We start from the raw sequence: 16,287 nt of genomic DNA on the forward strand, positions 1-16,287 counted from the left end.
AATGATGTTAGACAAAAATCTAAATGCCATTATGGAGGACGCGCTAAAAACGGCTGGTATCCTGCACCACGATATTTTGACAACCGAACACATTTTTTTGGCATTGCTAAACAACGATGACGGGGAGCGATTTTTGGCAAATGTGGGCGCAAATACCGATGAATTAAAGCTTTTAACGCTAAATTATTTGAAAAATTATTTAGATTCAGGCGAATCAGTGCGCAATCCTATCTACACCACCGCGTTAGAGAATGTTTTTGGCATTATGATAAATTTGGCGGATAACAAAAAAAAGCGTTATATGGATATTTTTGACTTGCTTATCGCCCTTACAAGCGATGAACGCGCTTATTCTACGATGCTACTAAAAGCGCAAAATATCACAAAGTTAGATATTTTGGAGCAGGTGATTGACAAAAATGCGCAAACAAAATCCGCCCCCGAATCCGCCGAAGCGACTGAATCCTCCGCCATTGCAACTTACACAAAAGATCTTGTTGCTTTGGCAAAAGATGGGAAAATCGACCCTGTGATAGGGCGAGAGCGAGAAATTGAGCGCGTGTGTGAGATTTTGTGTAGGCGCAAAAAAAATAATCCCATTTTGGTAGGCGAATCAGGCGTGGGCAAAACGGCGATTGCGGAGGGTTTGGCACTAAAAATCGCTAAAAATGAAATAATCGATGAGTTAAAAGATTGCAGAATTTTCGCGCTTGATTTGGGCGCACTAATCGCAGGGACAAAGTATAGAGGCGATTTTGAAAAACGGCTAAAAGAGGTGCTAAATAGTTTTGCAACAATAAAAAATGCCATAATGTTTATTGATGAGATTCACACGATTGTAGGGGCTGGAAGCACAAGTGGCGGGAGTTTAGATGTATCAAATTTGCTTAAACCCGCGCTTTCAAATGGTGCGTTTCGTTGCATTGGAGCGACTACTTTTAGCGAATTTCGCAATCATTTCAACAAAGACAAGGCGTTATCGCGCCGATTTGCAAAGGTTGATATAAATGAGCCTAGCATTGAAGATTCGCTTAAAATTTTAACGCAACTTGCGCCATTTTATGAGAAATTTCACGGCGTGAGCTACGCCACAAGCGCGTTAAAATCCTGCGTAAATCTCTCCACAAAATATATCAACGATAGATTTTTGCCAGATAGCGCGATTGATTTGCTTGATGAAGCGGGGGCGCATTATAAAATCGCACGAAAAGATAAAATAGAGCAAAGCGACATTGAATCCCTAGTGGCGCGGATTTTAAAGCTCCCACTTGATAAAAGCGTAGATGATAAGATTTTGCTAAAAAATCTCTGCGCCAAACTAAAAGCGCGAATCTATGGGCAGGATTTGGCGATAGAGGCACTTTACAAATCGCTACTTAAAAACAAAGCTGGGCTTGGCAATCCAAATAAACCCATCGGCGTGTTTTTATTCACAGGACCCACAGGCGTGGGCAAAAGCGAACTTGCAAAGGAACTTGCCAAAAATCTAAATATCAATCTCAAACGCTTTGATATGAGCGAATACAGCGAGGCGCATTCGGTTTCGCGCCTTGTGGGCGCACCTGCGGGATATGTGGGATTTGAAGAGGGCGGTTTGCTTGTGGAGGCGATTCGCAAGGATTCGCATTGCGTTTTGCTACTTGATGAAATCGAAAAGGCGCATAGTAGCATTTATAATCTACTTTTGCAGATTTTTGATAGTGCGACATTGACGGACAATAGCGGAAATAAGGCGGATTTTAAAAATGTCATAATCATTATGACTTCAAATGTGGGGCAGGGAGAAATGCCTACGCTTGGATTTACAAAGGATTCAAGTGCCAAAGATAGCGCGTTAAAAGAGATTTTTTCGCCTGAGTTTCGCAATCGCTTGGATTGTGTGGTGAAGTTTAATGCGCTTGAAATGTCGCATTTAAGGCAGATTGTCGCAAAACAAATCGCTGATTTAAATTTGCAATTAAAAGATATTCAAATCGCGCTAGATTCAAAGGCGGTGGATTATTTGCTAAATTTGGACTTTGACAAATCGCTTGGAGCGCGAGAGATTGAGCGAATCATAGACAGAGTTATCAAAATCCCATTAAGCGAAATGATAATCTTTGAGCGTTTCACAAAGGATTCTCATATAAAAATTAGCGTGGATAAAAATGGACTAAAATTTAATAAATGCCCTAAACAAAGCGAAGAATTTACCTTTATTTGTCATTCTGAGCGAAGCGATAGCGTAGCGAAGAATCTCAAAAAAAATAAAAGAGATTTTTCGCCTACGGCTCAAAATGACAAAGCTCAAAATGACAAAAAAGAGACTCGAAATAACAATATAAAAAACGCAGAATCTACAAAATCCCGCCCAAAAAACGCAGAATCTGCGCTAGATTCTGCGAATAAAACTCATAAAAAAGGCAAAGAATAATGATTGAAAAATTAGACTTTGAAATAAGCAATGCCTTTATTTGGCGGGGCAAATATTTACACGAAGTCAAGGATTTTAACGCATTTGATTTAGAAAAATTAGTCGGCATTGATGAGCAAAAAGAATCGCTTTTAAAAAATACGCAAAGTTTCATAAGTGGGCGTGGCGGAATGAATGCGCTTCTTTATGGTGCGCGTGGTTGCGGGAAAAGCACTTTGGTTCGTGCGATTTTTACAAAATTTATGGGCGAATTAAAAGTCATTCAAATTGCGATGAGCGATATTGATATTATGCCAATGCTAATTGATAAGATTCGCGATAAGCCCTATAAATTTATTTTGTTTTGCGATGATTTGAGCTTTGAGGCGGACGATACGAGCTACAAGGCGTTGAAAGTCGTCCTTGAAGGCTCTATCGAAAAAGTGCCAAGCAATGTTTTGCTTTACGCTACTTCTAATCGCAAACATTTGATTAGCGAAATGCAAAGCGAAAATGAGGGAGCGCATTTTATAAATGGCGAAATCCATTTTCAAGACGCCGTAGAGGAAAAAATCAGCCTTAGCGATAGATTTGGGCTATCGTTGCCATTTTACAAATCCACAATCGATGAATATTTGCAAATCGTGGCGTTGTATTTTGAGGGCGATTTTAGTGATGAGGTGCGCAAAAAAGCCCTTGCTTACGCTACGCAAAAGGGTGCGCGAAGTGGGCGCGTAGCGTATAATTTTTATCGCGCTTCAAAGATAGGATTGGTATGAAGTGCTTTTATCGTCATTGCGAGGCGTGGCGAAGCCACAACGAAGCAATCCACGAATCAAAAATGGATTGCCACGATTTTGCTACGCAAAATCTCGCAATGACGGCAATTTTAACACGAAAGGATAAAAGATGATTAAAAAATGTTTATTTCCCGCAGCGGGTTATGGGACGCGGTTTCTCCCTGCTACAAAGGCGATACCAAAGGAAATGCTCCCTGTAAATGCAAAGCCTCTCATTCAATATGGAATCGAAGAAGCGTTGAATGCAAAATGCGATACGATGGCAATCGTAACGGGGCGGGGCAAACGCGCCATTGAAGACCATTTTGACGCAAGTTACGAGCTAGAAGCGCAACTAAAAGACGCCAAAAAAGAGCATTTTTTGGAAGAAATAAATGACATTATTGCGCGTTGCACCTTTACTTACACGCGTCAAAAGGCTATGCGTGGGCTAGGCGATGCGATTTTAACAGGGGAGAGTTTAATCGGGGCTGAGGCGTTTGGCGTGATTTTGGCAGATGATTTATGTATAAATGAAAACGGAGATGGCGTCCTAGCGCAAATGGCGGAGCTTTATGCAAAATATCGTTGCGCGATTGTGGCGATTCAAGAAGTCCCAAAAGATGAGCTAAACAAATATGGCGTGATTGATGGCGTGGAGATTGAGAGTGGGATTTTTGAAATAAAATCAATGGTAGAAAAGCCTGAACCAAAGGATGCACCGAGCAATTTGGCAGTGATTGGGCGATATATTTTGACGCCCGATATTTTTTCGATTTTGCGCTACACAAAGGCAGACAAAAAGGGCGAGATTCAAATCACTGACGCGCTAAACAAACAAGCGCAGATTTCGCGCGTTTTGGCGTATAAATTTAAGGGGATTCGCTATGATTGCGGTAGCGTGGAGGGCTTTGTCCGCGCAAATAATGAGCTTTTTGCAAAGAGTTTGAATTGTCATATTGAGCGAAGCGAAATATCTCAAAAGAAAAGAGATTCTTCGCTCGTTTCACTCGCTCAGAATGACAATTTGGGGGCAGATTCTGCGAATCGCACAAAAGATTCAAGCACAAATCGCAAAGATTCGCGCCCAAAAAACACGAATCGCAATAATCCCAAAAACAAGGCAAAAAGATAAGTGTATCCGCTGTTATATTTCATTTTATTTTACGCAATCGCGCTTGTGGGGTTGCTTGTCGTATTTGTCATTTTGCTTGCAAGTGGATTTTTTAGTAGCGCACCAAAAGAGCCAAAAAAGCCCCTAACCACGCTTGATTTTCTAATCGAGCAAGTACAGCACAGCAAGGCGGATAAGGCGATTATGGATGGCGTGATGAAAGAGTTTTATGCGAATTTTTATAGAAATTACAAGGGGGCGGAGAATTTAAATGCGTGGCTTGCGCTAATTCAAAGCATTACGATGTTAGAATATATGAGTATGGAGCAAGCAGCGCAGTTTAGGGACGACTTGGCGAGTAAAAATCCAAGCATTAAAAAAGAGATAGAGCATAGCATCGGCATTAGTCTCAAATACCGCAAGGCAAATCAAAAAAAGGGGTAAAAGAATGGATTTTTTAGAAATTGAATGCGTTAAAAAATTAAGCGGGGCTGTGAAAATTAGCGGTGCGAAAAATGCCGCACTGCCTTTGATTGCCGCAAGTATTTTGGCAAAAAATGATGTAAAATTACGCAATCTACCTAGCGTAACGGACATAAAAACGCTAATAAAAATTTTGACAATGTTAGGCGCGGAATCGCTTGAAACTAGCCCAAATGAAGCCACAATAAACACAAAAAATATAAGTAATTTGAAAGTCATCTATGATATGGTGCGAAAAATGCGTGCTTCGATTTTACTATTAGGACCGCTTTTATCGCGCTTTGGCAAATGTCAGGTGAGTTTGCCCGGTGGGTGTGCGATTGGGGCGCGTCCTGTGGATTTACACATAAAGGCGATGCAAAAAATGGGCGCAGAGATTAGCATAGCAAATGGCTACATTACCGCAACCGCGCCAAATGGGCTAAAAGGTGCGCAAATCATTTTTGATAAAATTACCGTTACAGGCACGGAAAATGTCCTAATGGCAGCGGCGCTTGCGCGTGGCAAAACGACAATCCTAAATCCTGCCAAAGAACCCGAAGTCATTCAACTATGCGAAGTTTTGGCGCAAAGTGGCGTAGAAATCAGCGGTGCGGGGAGCGATGAGATTCACATCACAGGCACAGATGGCGAACTGCTAAAAATGCAAGAAATTTGCATAATCCCAGATAGAATCGAAGCGGGGACTTATCTATGTGCGGGAGCGATTACAAATGCGCAAATACAAGTGCAAGATGTCGCGCCAAAGCATTTGGAGGCGGTGCTAAATAAACTGCGCGAAATTGGGTTTGAAATCGATGAAGTCGCAAATCCCCCCACCCTTGCGGAGAAAATTCCAAAAGATTCCCCCGCCCTTGCGGAGGGGGCTAGGGGGCGGGTTTCATTATCGCAAGATTTGGTGAATCTCACCCTAAAACCCGCCATTAAACGCAATGCCTTTGAGATTAGCACAAGCGAATATCCGGGCTTTCCTACCGATATGCAAGCGCAGTTTATGGCGTTAGCTACGCAATGCGAGGGCGTTAGCATTATCGAAGAGCGACTTTTTGAAAATCGCTTTATGCACATAAATGAATTGCATAGACTTGGCGCAAATATCGCGCTGATGGGCAATATCGCCAAAATAAGCGGGCGCACAGAGCTAAAAGGCGCAGATGTGATGGCGACAGATTTGCGTGCAAGCTCTGCGCTAATCCTTGCCGCGCTCGTCTCACAGGGCAAAACAAAGATTCACCGAATCTATCATTTGGATAGAGGATATGAAAATATTGAAGCGAAATTATCAAGTTTAGGCGTAAAAATCGCGCGTGGCAGGGAGTAAAAAATGATAGAAATTCCAATAGCATTTTGCTTTGATAAAAATTATGTAATCCCGGCGGGTGTGGCATTTTACTCGCTTTTAGAAAACGCAAAAAGAGAGGTGGATGGTAGTTTGCAAGAAATGCTAAATAGGGGGGGGGCAGAATAGAGATTCTGCGATAAACGCAGAATCTACTTCAAAAATTGCGCCAGATTCTACAAAAATCGCAGAATCTGCATTTGATTTCGCGCTAGATTCTGCGAAAAATTTAAATTCTGCGAATGCCACAAATTCTGCGGATTCTGCGAAAAACGCAGAATCTTACCAAAAATTCGCAGAATCTCCCGCAAAAATCCAGCTTTTTTATCGCCTATTTGTTTTGCATAATGATTTATCAGCGCGAAATCAGCAGATGTTGAAAGATACTATTGCGGAGTTTGGCGAGTTTGCCTCGCTTGAATTTATCGATATGGATGGTAGATTCTGCGATGAGTGGGGGAAGTTAGGATTGCAAGCGCATTTTGCAAAAGAGTTTTTTTATAAACTTTTGCTAACTTCGCATTTTGAGTTTGAGAAAATTATAATAAGCGATGTGGATGTGGTATTTTTGGGTGATGTGAGCGAGAGTTTTTTAGCGTTTAAGGGCGATGATTATCTCGCTGGAGTTAGGGCGAATAATCCAAATGCGATTTATCCGCTTGATGGTTGGAAAAAGGGGTATAGAAATTTTAGCGATGAGGAATTTTTGGCGGTTAAAAATGGCGTTGGTGGCGGATATTTGATAGCGAACTTAAAGGCGTGGAGGGCGGATGATATCGAGACAAAGTTGGTAAATTATCTAAAAGAAAACGCCAAAAAGTTAGTTTTAGCAGAGCAGGATGTGCTAAATATCATCTGCTATCCGCACATCGCCACGCTTTCCCCAGCACATATCGTTTGCCACGCGAATTGGGAAGTTTATGGGGATAATTGGGAAAAGTTAGTGCCAGAAATTTATTCGCAAAAAGAGTTAGATTCTGCGCGACTTCGCCCCATTCAACTGCATTTTGTCGGAGAGAAAAAACCTTGGAATGATGCGAATGTGCCAAAAAGTGAAATTTGGTTTTTATATATGCTAAAAACTCCGTTTGTAAGGGAGTTTTTGGAGAGTTTGGAAGGGAAAATCATAGAAAAGCACAAAAAGACATTATTGCTAAATCGCATAAGAAATAAAATAAAGCGCATTTTTCGCAGAATCTTTGCAAAACGCAGAATCTAAAAATGGTATAAGAACTTAAACTATAATAAATTCAAGTCTTAAATTTGTATTTTTTGATATAATGATAAAGAAAATCATATTAGGCGTAGATTTAAGTTTAAACTGCATAAGGAGCAAAGATGGGTGAATATCTTTATGGATTTAGCGCGATTGGGTTGCAGGATTTTATCTTTCGCACAAACGCGTTGCGTGAGATTATCGGAGCAAGTGAGCTAATAAAGAAAATTGATGATTTAGGGCAGAATTTACAGAGTTTTTTGCAAGAAAATGGCGTGAATCTATCCAAAAACCCAAAAGAGGTGATTTTATCAAATGCGGGGAATTTTCGTGCGATTTTTGATAATGAAGCAGATTTGCAAAATGTCATCAAATATTTGCCAAAACTAATCGCAAAACAATCCTATGGGCTTCAAATCACCCAAGCGGTAGTAAAATATGACAACGATTATAAAAGCGCAAATGCCACGCTAGAATCGCGCCTAAAAATCGCACGAAATAAAATCACATTTCCGCTTGATTTTTCACACTGCATTTTAAAGCACAATCCAAAAACCGCTTTGCCACTTGTAAGCAGTGATAGCGATAAATCCACACTTCAAAAACTCCAAAGTTTTGAAACATTCAACAACAAACACCCAAATGTTATAAATGAACTCTCCAAACTCTCTAACAATAAAAACAAAATCGCTCTGCTTTATGCCGATGGCAACGCACTAGGCGCAATCGTGCGAAATTTAGACAAAACTGAAATGAAAGATTTTTCACATAAGTTAGATTCTGCCACAAAAAACGCATTTAAAAAAGCCTGTGAATCCACAAAACAAAATCTAACCAAAAACGATAGCTTCAAAATCCGCGAAGTGATTTGCGGTGGCGATGATTTGGTAGTGGTTTGCAATGCGGATATTGCGCTAGATTTTGCAAAAAACTTTTTAGCGCATTTTGAAAATCTCACAAGCGAACTTGCAAAAAATCTTGCAAAATATATCCCAAACGCCACAAATCTAACAGCCTGTGCAGGAATCGCATTTTTTAACCACAAATATCCTATCCACTACGCGCTAAAACTTGCCAAAGATTTGTGCGCTCGTGCTAAAAGCGATTCAAAAGCCATAAATGCCAAAAATCCGCCCTCATCGCTTTTGTTTCACAATATCCAAAGCTCTGCGGTGCGAAGTTTTAGTGCGTTTGTCGAAAATGAGCTAACTTTGGGTGCAAATCAGATAGATTCTAAGCCTGTGCGTTTAGATTTTGGTGCGTATTTTTTACGACAAATCAACGACTCTACTCCAACAATAGAAAATCTGCTAAATTTAGTAGAGATTTTTCGCTCCCAAGAATCTAAAAAAGACGCGCCTACTTCTCGTCTTAGACAATGGCTAAGCATCTTAGAATCTAATCGCAATTTAGCTAACAACGAACTGCAACAAATCGCTAAAATCTACGCAGATTTTGGGGAGCAAAATCTAACAAAATTTAAAGCCCTACATAAAGATTTGCGTATAGAAAATCTCATAGTGCAAAAAGATAGCACGGAAAAAACACCAATTTTTGACATTATCAGCATTATTTCAAACACGCAAAGCACACAAGGGGGAGCAAAATGAGTAAAATTATCCACTATAAAATCACATTTTTAGATTTTTGGCATTTAAGCAGTGGGCTTAGTGGCGGGGTGCGATTTGACAATAGCGTGATAAAAGATAGCGATGGATTCCCCTTTGTCCCTGCTAAAAGCCTAAAAGGCGTTTTAAGGGAGGTTGCAGTTGCAAACAAAGAGCATTTTTCAAGCGATTTTGTAGAAACTTGCTTTGGTGAGGAAGTGCAAAAAAATCGCGCTCCAAATGCTGGGGCTTGTCATTTTAGCAATGCGATTTTAAGCCAATCCACCAAAAAAGAGCTAAAAGCACAAAATCTAACATATTTTTTATATGCCAAAATCGCCTCCACTGCGATTGATGAGAAGTTTGGCAGTGCAAAAGAAGGCACATTACGCGAAATCGAAGTAGTAAAGCCTATAAGCCTTTATGGAGCAATCCACAATATCCCATCAGACTATGTAGAATCTATGCAAAATCTACTCAAATCCCTAAAATCAATGGGACTAAATCGCAATAGGGGATTAGGACGGCTAGAGATTGTAAGCGCAAATCCTAGCGCGGATTCTACGCATTAAAGGGGATAAAAATGGCACAAAGATTTTTTAAACTCACACTTTTAAGCGACATTGTTTTACAAAAGAGCGCGAATACGCAGGGCAAAAATCAAAGTAGAGATTGTATCAGCGGTGCGGTGTTTTTAGGCATCGTAGCAAAGCATTATGATGAGTTTGCAAAGCCTTTTGATATTTTTCATAGCGGTGCAGTGAGATTTGGCGAGGCAAAGCCATTTATCAATGGCAAAATCGCATACAAAACCCCACTTTGCTTTTTTCGCCCAAAAGAAGCAATGCAAAAAACTACGCAAAAAAATTCTAGCGAAGTTTATAACGCGCTATTTTGTGATTTGGGCAGTGAATCTTTGCAAGAAAAGCAACTAAAACAAATTCGCGTTGGCTACATAAATGCGGATTTACAAATAGCTGATTTAGCGACAAACTACACACAAAAAGTCAATCTATCCACAAAAGATAATGAAATGTTTGGCTATGAAGCCATCACAAAAGGCGCGGAGTTTGGATTTTGTGTGAGATTTGATAGTAGCATAGAAAAAGATACAATCGATAAAATCACACAGATTTTGCAAGGATTGCACTTTATTGGCAAATCTAAAAACGCCGAATATGGCAAGGTGAAAATCGAAGTTATGGAGGATTTTAGCGAGATTTCCGCAGATTCACATAGCGATTCAAACGAAGTTTTTCTCTATGTCGCCTCCCCTTTGGCTCTTTTTGATAGTGATACTGCAATGCCTACTTTTAGTCTAAATGCGCAAAATTTAGGGTTAGAATCCGCACAAATTATGTGGCACAAAACACATTTGCAAACCCAAATCCACACGCCATACAATCAAAAGCGCAAAGCAAAAGATAGCGCGAGGCTAAGCATTTCGCAAGGTAGCGTTATTGCGCTTACAAATCTAAGTGAGAGCGATAAAGAAAAACTAAAAAATGGTAGATTTTTTGCAGGTGGATTTTTAAGCGAGGGTTATGGCGAAATGCTAGTGAATCCTAGCTTTTTAATGTGTGGGCAGGGTGCAAAATCATTTGCGTTGCAAGATGGCAAAATCAATTTTGCTAATTTAAGTGATTTTGCTGCGCAAGATTTTCAAAAAGATAGCGACTTAATAGCATATTTAAGCGATTTGCGCGACTTGCAAATACACGAAGTTGAGAACGCAAACGCCGTAGATAAATTTATTGCAGATAACAAAGATAAATTTAGCGATAATCTTACAAACACACAATGGGGTGCGATTCGCGCTTTTACCCAAATGGTAGATGAAGATAAATTAGCAGAACATATCAAAGAATATATAAACGAAGAGCGATTAAAAGAAAAATGGAGCGATGGACGAGAAGTGTTAGAAAATTTTGTAAGTAAGCACGACAAAGACGCCATTGCTTTGCTTGCTACGCGTATGCCAAAAGCAAACAATAAAGCACAAAATAGAGGGGGCGACAAATGAGTAAAGAGACAATTTTAGCACATATCATTTTGGAGGCAGATTCCGCGCTTCACTTTGGCAGTGGGGATTTTGATATGCTTTATGATAGCCCTATTCAGCGCGATTTTAATGGATTGCCCATCATTCTTGGCACTAGCATTTGTGGCGTGATTAAAGCAAATGCAAAAGAGATTTTTAATAAAAATGAGTTGGATTCGCTCTTTGGTTCGCAAGATTTTAGCTCACGACTTATCTTTTCAAATGTTTTGCTTTTGGACGAAAAAATGGAAGTCAAAGAAAATCTAATCCCATTTAGCAAACTTGCAAAATCCAAATTTTTATCGCATTTTCTTAATCTCCCACAAAGGCAACACAACGCAATAGATTATAATGGTTCTTGCAAAGATGGCGCAAAGTTTGATGAAGAAGTCATTTTCAAAGGCACAAGGTTTAAATGCGCTGTTTCTATGGATTGTCAAAGTGAGGGCTGCCAAGACAATAGCGATAAAGAAGCGTTTTTTAAGATTTTAAGCCTTTTTTATTCGCCAAATATCCGCTTTGGAGCAGGTAGCACAAAGGGCTTTGGCAAAATCAAAGCACACAAAATCACTTATGAGATTTTGCAAACGCCATTTAGCAAATCCGCTTCGCTAAATGAGACTCTAAGCGAACATTTCACGCCTGATTATAGTGTGTTATCTACCAAAAATTTCACGCATTACACGCTAAATCTAAGACCTGAAAGTGTATTTTTATTTGGTGCTGGATTTGGCGACAAAGAAGCTGATAGTATCGGTGTGAGCGAAAAAATCATCGATTATGAGAAAGGCGATTTAAGTGAGTGCAAACTACTAATCCCTGCTAGCAGCATAAAAGGCGCGCTGTCCCAAAGGACACGCTTTTATATTAACAAAGATTTAGGGAATTTTATAGTCGCAGAATCTAGCCAAAATAGCGAACTAAACAACAAAGCCACACAAATCCACGCTACACTTTTTGGCAGCGCAGAATCTAGCGATAAATCCACCAAATCCCAAGCCACAAAGGGCAAAATCCTAATAAGCGACATTTATTTAGATTTTGATGAAAACAAAGATTCGCACCTTTTTGCACACAATAGCATAGATAGATTTACAGGTGGGACGATTGATGGGGCGTTGTTTCAAGAAAAAGCAAATACAAGCCCCGCGTTTAAATTAGATATTTTTGTGTCAAATACGCCAAATCATAGCGCAGATTCGCAAGCCTCAAATCAAAAGAATTTGTTTGACAAAGCGATAAAATCCTTTGAATGTGCCTTAAAAGACATTTGCACTAGCCTTTTGCCACTTGGTGCGGCAAGTAGCAAAGGACACGGATTTTTTAGCGGAGATTTAGAAAAAAATGGAGAAAAAATATGAAAAATTTTGATGAACTAAAAGCGCAATTTAGCGCATTACAAAGCGAAAACAACAAATTTGAAGGCTATATTTTAATGAGCGACAAAGAGATTAAAGAGTGTTTGATAGATTCGCCCCAAATTTTGCCTAACTTTGATTCGCTTCACAATGAGCGAAATTTTATCGTAGAAGCGGGGCTATTTTGCGCGGGGACAAATGAGTGTATTTGCATTCGCCACATAAACAACGGCTTTTTGTTTAAGCGATTTTGCCTAAATGACTATCCGCACATAGATTTTGAGAATTTCATAGCCATAAATGGCAAGGTAGCAAGAATTGCGCAGATTTGGGAGGAAGTGTGCGATGAAGTGTGCGAAAATCTGCCTGTTTTGACACACAAATTTAGCGTATTTGCGGGATTTGAGAAAAATATAGATTCTACAAAAGGGGGCGAAAATGGGTAGAAATTACAGAAATTACGGCAATCATAACAATCGTGGCGGCGGCAATCAACAAAATAAAAACAATTATAACGCAAAGTCAAAAGGCAATCAAAATAGCAAAGAGTCGCCATACAAATTCATAGAACCAAATGAGACCGTATTTTATCCCCAAGAGTTTGGCGAAGTCGCAGATGATAAAATCAGCTTTGAAAAGCCATTTAGCGATTCTCAAAGCGGGATTTTAGAGCTTACAATCATCGCAAAAAGCGATATTTTTGCAGGTGGATTTGAGGGCAAAAATGCCGACAACAAAACCACAAAAGCGTTTTTTAAAATTGGTGATAAATACGCCCTAAGCGGTTCTAGTGTGCGTGGAGTGATTCGCACTATTTCACAAGTGCTTAGCTTTGGCAAATTTCAAACAAATGCGCCCGAAGAATATATAGATAAAGATGGCAATGTTACAAATCATACTAGACATAATTTTGACAAAGACAAAGAAACTAGATTAGATATGACAGAGCGAATCTTTGGGGCGATTATCACAAATGGTAGCAAAAATTTCTCGCTAAAATCACGCATTAGTTTTTCGCATTTTTTTATCGCTACAAATCCTCCAAATAAAGCAACTTATGAAAATAATTCTACATATAACATAACAGACCCTGTAAAACAAGCTAAAAAAGACAATAAACCTTTACCAAAATTTTGTAAGGAAAATGGTTTTAGATTTTACGAACCTTTGCAAAATATCCGCAAACCAAATGGAAAAATCGGCAATAATATAAGCTCTACCATCTCCCCACTAGGCGCAGGCACGGAGTTTGTCGGCAAATTGCGCTATTTCAATCTAACCAAAGCAGAGTTAGGATTAGTCTTGCTCTGCTTGACTGCGCTTGATAACAACAAAGGCGAATATTATAAATTTGGCGGGGCGAAATTCTACGGCTATGGCGATACACAAATCAAACTAAATGGTATTAGCGAATCTTTACAGCGCGAGTGCATAGAAGCATATAAAAATCTTTTGGCAAAAACGGATTTTGAGTTAGATTCGCGCATAAATGATTTACGCAAAGTAAGCAAAAAGCAAAGCGTAGATTCTGCGAATAAGCCAAGCCAAAATAATCAAACATATCGCACACACGGCAAAAAATAACACCAAAATAAATTTGATAAAAATTGCAAAAATAACAACACGGATGATGATGATTGGAATGGGTTGTAGTGGTGCGGGATTTGTAAATTATGCGGGATTTGTAAATTATGAAGGTTAAATCTTGAATTTCTATAATTTTACGCTATAATGCCACGAAATATCACAAACAAAGGACTTTATATCGATGATGGCATTAAATAGAAGCACACAAATTTTAATAGATAACTTTATAAACACTAATTTTTCTAACATCCCTAGTGAAAATCGCACGAAAATCAAAAATGATTTTGTGGAAATTGCAGATTCGATTTTAGAGCAAAATGGCAAGGATTTGGATAAATTAGCCACAAAGGCTGATTTGAAAGATTTAAAAGATGAATTTATGCTTTTAAAAAACAATATTGATAAAGTAGAATCGAAGCTAGAAGTCAAAATAGCAGAAATAAAGTCGGATTTATTGAGATGGCTTCTAACTACTCAAATCGCTATCGTTGGGCTATTGTTTGCTTTGATTAAATTGACGCAAAATTAAATCGCACAATTCTAAAACTCAAACAACCTTTGCTCTACGGGCTTTTTAGATTTAGGCATCGGCTTGCTTGGTATTTGCGCTAATTGTGCTTCTATCGCAGAATCTACGCTAGATTCTGCGCTATCCCGCGTTGGCTCACTCAAATATCTATAATCCCCGATTTTTTCATCAAAGGCAAAAAGCACGAGATTTTTATCATCATTCATTTTCTCATTAAATCCCGCACTCCCAAGCAAAATCTGCATATTATCAAACTGCTTTTCGGTGATGATAAGTGTGCGGACATTGCCAAGCGGTGGCAGTATCCCACGCACCCGCTCCACCGCGCTTTTTGCCGCACTCGCACCTTTGCAGATTCGCATATACACGCTAAATTGCATCATAAAAAATCCCTGTTTTATTAGCTCGTTACGGAATTTTTTTGCTTCTCTTTGCTCGATTCTTGTTTTTGTAGGAATATCAAACATCAGCAACACACGCATAAACTTATCATCACGCAAAGCCAACATTTGCGAGCTCCCCACCATCAAGCAACGCACTTCTAAAACTCTGCACGAAGTGATTTACCGCGCGAATGAGAGGCAATTTTTTATCATTGAGTTGCACTTCGCTTTGGAGATTCTCAATGAGCGCGTGTTTATGCGCCTTGCCTAAAAACTCGCTATCACTTTGTAATGATAGCACTCTCATATCCACAAATGCGCGAAATGGCTCGATAATGTCATCGCAGAGATTAAATTGATTAAGCGCATTTGCGTGTTTTATCCCAAACCACGCTAAAAGCCCACTTATGCAAACTGCGCGCACGATAGCCCCGCGCACAATCGCGTAGCCATAATTTAGCGCAGAATTTTCAAAACAAAGCTCATTTCTGCTAAATTCTTTACCAAAAAGTGTCTTAAAATATAGCGCGGCAGCGCGAGATTCTGCGAATGCGCTATCATTGAGGCGCACTTGCTTTGCCATATCTATCAACTCATCGCTTTGACTCGTATGCCCTGCGTGCGATAAGACAAAGGCTTGATTGCGGATTTTGTTTTGGATAATCTTTTGCCACAAAATCGCCTTTGTCTGCTCTTTTACCGCGATTTGCTCTTTTGCGACTTGGGAGGCTTGGAAATGTGCTAAAAATGGCATAAAAATACCATTTGGCAAATGCGATTCATTGCAAGATAAAAGCACGATTTTAGAATCTGCCATCGCCCTTAAAAGTGCCGAAGTAAGCGTGATTCGCGGCGATTCAAGGATTATAAAAGCTAAATCTTTTAGGTAGAGATTCGCCTCATTGTCGTTTTGGGTGATATGCAAATGATTTTGCTTTAAATTTAACTTCGCATCATTTGCGATAATCACGCTTTTAAACGCCTCATCAAAGCTCATTGTTGCCATTTTTGCCCCCTGCTAACAAATATCGGCAAAAGCACACGCACAAGCACAAAGATTTATTATTTGCAAGATTCTGCGTTTTTGTGCACGATTCGCAGAATCTGCCACCACTTCGTCATTGCGAGATTTTGCTTTGCAAAATCGTGGCAATCCATATTTAGATTCTGCATTTTTGTGCGAATCGCAGAATCTGCCTTAATTTTTTGTCATTGCGAGGCAGTGGCGAAGCCACAACGAAGCAATCCAAAAAAATATTGTCATATTGAGCGAAGCGAAATATCTCAATTAGATTCTGCGAATTTAGAGTAGATTCTGCATTTTTCTTGCAAATCGCAGATTCTGCCTTAATTTTCCGTTATTGCGAGATTCTGCGAAGCAGAATCGTGGCAATCCATATTTAGATTCTGCATTTTTCACTTTCCGCAGAATCTCACCCAAAAAATCTCAAAAATTCTC

20 protein-coding genes and 1 pseudogene are annotated in these 16,287 nt (G+C 39.5%); 17 read left to right on the forward strand and 4 right to left on the reverse strand.

The genetic code is table 11. The features are described from left to right. Nucleotide 1 precedes the first annotated feature (1 nt). From ACWIUD_RS09820 to ACWIUD_RS09850, 7 genes and pseudogenes are all read left to right on the forward strand, one after another. Nucleotides 2-2,413, forward strand: a complete 2,412-nt coding sequence (locus tag ACWIUD_RS09820) for an AAA family ATPase (RefSeq protein ID WP_454148749.1) — start codon at nucleotides 2-4, stop codon at nucleotides 2,411-2,413. Next, nucleotides 2,413-3,171, forward strand: coding sequence for an ATP-binding protein (locus ACWIUD_RS09825; protein WP_454148750.1), 759 nt, complete (start codon nucleotides 2,413-2,415; stop codon nucleotides 3,169-3,171). Before ACWIUD_RS09820 ends, ACWIUD_RS09825 begins: the two co-directional genes overlap by 1 nt. Then, on the forward strand, nucleotides 3,168-3,305 hold the full coding sequence (locus tag ACWIUD_RS09830; protein ID WP_454148751.1) for a hypothetical protein: 138 nt from the start codon (nucleotides 3,168-3,170) through the stop codon (nucleotides 3,303-3,305). Before ACWIUD_RS09825 ends, ACWIUD_RS09830 begins: the two co-directional genes overlap by 4 nt. Next, nucleotides 3,302-4,117: pseudogene (galU, locus tag ACWIUD_RS09835) on the forward strand (UTP--glucose-1-phosphate uridylyltransferase GalU); the annotation flags it as partial. The gene ACWIUD_RS09830 and the pseudogene galU, both read left to right, overlap by 4 nt. A 189-nt stretch (nucleotides 4,118-4,306) precedes the next feature. After that, a complete protein-coding gene (locus ACWIUD_RS09840; protein WP_454148752.1) occupies nucleotides 4,307-4,729 on the forward strand; it encodes a hypothetical protein in 423 nt (140 codons plus the stop codon). Between the two features lie 4 nt (nucleotides 4,730-4,733). Then, nucleotides 4,734-6,089: a UDP-N-acetylglucosamine 1-carboxyvinyltransferase gene (murA, locus tag ACWIUD_RS09845; RefSeq protein ID WP_454148753.1), complete on the forward strand. Its 1,356-nt coding sequence runs from the start codon at nucleotides 4,734-4,736 to the stop codon at nucleotides 6,087-6,089. Nucleotides 6,090-6,092: 3 nt separating this feature from the next. After that, nucleotides 6,093-6,236 (forward strand): glycosyltransferase family 8 protein, encoded by a 144-nt coding sequence (locus ACWIUD_RS09850; protein ID WP_454136467.1) that lies wholly within the window; start codon nucleotides 6,093-6,095, stop codon nucleotides 6,234-6,236. Here ACWIUD_RS09850 and ACWIUD_RS09855 read toward each other — a convergent pair. Then, a complete protein-coding gene (locus tag ACWIUD_RS09855) occupies nucleotides 6,213-6,356 on the reverse strand; it encodes a hypothetical protein (protein ID WP_454148754.1) in 144 nt (47 codons plus the stop codon). The two genes, ACWIUD_RS09850 and ACWIUD_RS09855, sit on opposite strands and share 24 nt — an antisense overlap. On the opposite strand from ACWIUD_RS09855, the gene ACWIUD_RS09860 reads away from it, so the two are divergent. The 9 genes from ACWIUD_RS09860 to ACWIUD_RS09900 all read left to right on the forward strand — a co-directional run bounded on the left by ACWIUD_RS09860 (nucleotide 6,350) and on the right by ACWIUD_RS09900 (nucleotide 14,445). Further along, a complete protein-coding gene (locus ACWIUD_RS09860) occupies nucleotides 6,350-6,487 on the forward strand; it encodes a hypothetical protein (protein ID WP_454148755.1) in 138 nt (45 codons plus the stop codon). The genes ACWIUD_RS09855 and ACWIUD_RS09860 overlap by 7 nt on opposite strands. Next, nucleotides 6,448-7,326, forward strand: a complete 879-nt coding sequence (locus ACWIUD_RS09865; RefSeq protein WP_454148756.1) for a glycosyltransferase family 8 protein — start codon at nucleotides 6,448-6,450, stop codon at nucleotides 7,324-7,326. The genes ACWIUD_RS09860 and ACWIUD_RS09865 overlap by 40 nt, the downstream gene beginning before the upstream one ends. Before the next feature lie 119 nt (nucleotides 7,327-7,445). Then, complete coding sequence (locus ACWIUD_RS09870; RefSeq protein WP_454148757.1) at nucleotides 7,446-8,933, forward strand: Cas10/Cmr2 second palm domain-containing protein; 1,488 nt, start codon at nucleotides 7,446-7,448, stop codon at nucleotides 8,931-8,933. Further along, complete coding sequence (locus ACWIUD_RS09875) at nucleotides 8,930-9,502, forward strand: RAMP superfamily CRISPR-associated protein (RefSeq protein ID WP_454148758.1); 573 nt, start codon at nucleotides 8,930-8,932, stop codon at nucleotides 9,500-9,502. Before ACWIUD_RS09870 ends, ACWIUD_RS09875 begins: the two co-directional genes overlap by 4 nt. Before the next feature lie 11 nt (nucleotides 9,503-9,513). Continuing rightward, nucleotides 9,514-10,953 carry a hypothetical protein gene (locus ACWIUD_RS09880; RefSeq protein ID WP_454148759.1) on the forward strand — a complete coding sequence of 480 codons (1,440 nt, stop codon included), beginning with the start codon at nucleotides 9,514-9,516 and terminating at the stop codon, nucleotides 10,951-10,953. Continuing rightward, entirely contained in the window at nucleotides 10,950-12,332 is a 1,383-nt protein-coding gene (locus tag ACWIUD_RS09885) for an RAMP superfamily CRISPR-associated protein (RefSeq protein ID WP_454148760.1), read from the forward strand. Before ACWIUD_RS09880 ends, ACWIUD_RS09885 begins: the two co-directional genes overlap by 4 nt. Then, a complete protein-coding gene (locus ACWIUD_RS09890) occupies nucleotides 12,329-12,775 on the forward strand; it encodes a TIGR04423 family type III CRISPR-associated protein (protein ID WP_454148761.1) in 447 nt (148 codons plus the stop codon). Before ACWIUD_RS09885 ends, ACWIUD_RS09890 begins: the two co-directional genes overlap by 4 nt. Continuing rightward, the gene (locus tag ACWIUD_RS09895; RefSeq protein WP_454148762.1) at nucleotides 12,768-13,913 is read left to right on the forward strand and encodes an RAMP superfamily CRISPR-associated protein; all 1,146 of its coding nucleotides are present in this window, start codon (nucleotides 12,768-12,770) and stop codon (nucleotides 13,911-13,913) included. Before ACWIUD_RS09890 ends, ACWIUD_RS09895 begins: the two co-directional genes overlap by 8 nt. A 184-nt stretch (nucleotides 13,914-14,097) precedes the next feature. Then, entirely contained in the window at nucleotides 14,098-14,445 is a 348-nt protein-coding gene (locus ACWIUD_RS09900) for a hypothetical protein (protein WP_454148763.1), read from the forward strand. An 11-nt stretch (nucleotides 14,446-14,456) separates the two neighbouring features. On the opposite strand, the gene cas2 is transcribed toward ACWIUD_RS09900, so the two are convergent. Together cas2 and cas1 are read right to left on the reverse strand one after the other, a co-directional pair. Continuing rightward, nucleotides 14,457-14,954: a CRISPR-associated endonuclease Cas2 gene (gene cas2 / locus ACWIUD_RS09905; protein ID WP_454148764.1), complete on the reverse strand. Its 498-nt coding sequence runs from the start codon at nucleotides 14,952-14,954 to the stop codon at nucleotides 14,457-14,459. Then, nucleotides 14,938-15,825: a type II CRISPR-associated endonuclease Cas1 gene (gene cas1 / locus ACWIUD_RS09910; RefSeq protein ID WP_454148770.1), complete on the reverse strand. Its 888-nt coding sequence runs from the start codon at nucleotides 15,823-15,825 to the stop codon at nucleotides 14,938-14,940. Before cas1 ends, cas2 begins: the two co-directional genes overlap by 17 nt. Nucleotides 15,826-15,894: 69 nt before the next feature. Here cas1 and ACWIUD_RS09915 point away from each other — a divergent pair, with 69 nt between their 5' ends. Continuing rightward, entirely contained in the window at nucleotides 15,895-16,140 is a 246-nt protein-coding gene (locus ACWIUD_RS09915; RefSeq protein WP_454148765.1) for a hypothetical protein, read from the forward strand. Here the strand turns inward: ACWIUD_RS09915 and ACWIUD_RS09920 are convergent. Continuing rightward, on the reverse strand, nucleotides 16,132-16,269 hold the full coding sequence (locus ACWIUD_RS09920) for a hypothetical protein (RefSeq protein ID WP_454148766.1): 138 nt from the start codon (nucleotides 16,267-16,269) through the stop codon (nucleotides 16,132-16,134). The genes ACWIUD_RS09915 and ACWIUD_RS09920 overlap by 9 nt on opposite strands. Between the last annotated feature and the right edge of the window lie 18 nt (nucleotides 16,270-16,287).

The organism is Helicobacter sp. 23-1044 (assembly GCF_053654695.1).

Excerpts from the sequence above, each read along its gene's own strand:
- ACWIUD_RS09820 (WP_454148749.1), top strand. The coding sequence starts at position 2 with ATGATGTTAGACAAAAATCTAAATGCCATTATGGAGGACGCGCTAAAA.
- ACWIUD_RS09825 (WP_454148750.1), top strand. The coding sequence starts at position 2,413 with ATGATTGAAAAATTAGACTTTGAAATAAGCAATGCCTTTATTTGGCGG.
- ACWIUD_RS09830 (WP_454148751.1), top strand. The coding sequence starts at position 3,168 with ATGAAGTGCTTTTATCGTCATTGCGAGGCGTGGCGAAGCCACAACGAA.
- murA (WP_454148753.1), top strand. The coding sequence starts at position 4,734 with ATGGATTTTTTAGAAATTGAATGCGTTAAAAAATTAAGCGGGGCTGTG.
- ACWIUD_RS09850 (WP_454136467.1), top strand. The coding sequence starts at position 6,093 with ATGATAGAAATTCCAATAGCATTTTGCTTTGATAAAAATTATGTAATC.
- ACWIUD_RS09860 (WP_454148755.1), top strand. The coding sequence starts at position 6,350 with ATGCCACAAATTCTGCGGATTCTGCGAAAAACGCAGAATCTTACCAAA.
- ACWIUD_RS09870 (WP_454148757.1), top strand. The coding sequence starts at position 7,446 with ATGGGTGAATATCTTTATGGATTTAGCGCGATTGGGTTGCAGGATTTT.
- ACWIUD_RS09875 (WP_454148758.1), top strand. The coding sequence starts at position 8,930 with ATGAGTAAAATTATCCACTATAAAATCACATTTTTAGATTTTTGGCAT.
- ACWIUD_RS09880 (WP_454148759.1), top strand. The coding sequence starts at position 9,514 with ATGGCACAAAGATTTTTTAAACTCACACTTTTAAGCGACATTGTTTTA.
- ACWIUD_RS09885 (WP_454148760.1), top strand. The coding sequence starts at position 10,950 with ATGAGTAAAGAGACAATTTTAGCACATATCATTTTGGAGGCAGATTCC.
- ACWIUD_RS09890 (WP_454148761.1), top strand. The coding sequence starts at position 12,329 with ATGAAAAATTTTGATGAACTAAAAGCGCAATTTAGCGCATTACAAAGC.
- ACWIUD_RS09895 (WP_454148762.1), top strand. The coding sequence starts at position 12,768 with ATGGGTAGAAATTACAGAAATTACGGCAATCATAACAATCGTGGCGGC.
- ACWIUD_RS09900 (WP_454148763.1), top strand. The coding sequence starts at position 14,098 with ATGATGGCATTAAATAGAAGCACACAAATTTTAATAGATAACTTTATA.
- cas2 (WP_454148764.1), bottom strand. The coding sequence starts at position 14,954 with ATGTTGGCTTTGCGTGATGATAAGTTTATGCGTGTGTTGCTGATGTTT.
- cas1 (WP_454148770.1), bottom strand. The coding sequence starts at position 15,825 with ATGAGCTTTGATGAGGCGTTTAAAAGCGTGATTATCGCAAATGATGCG.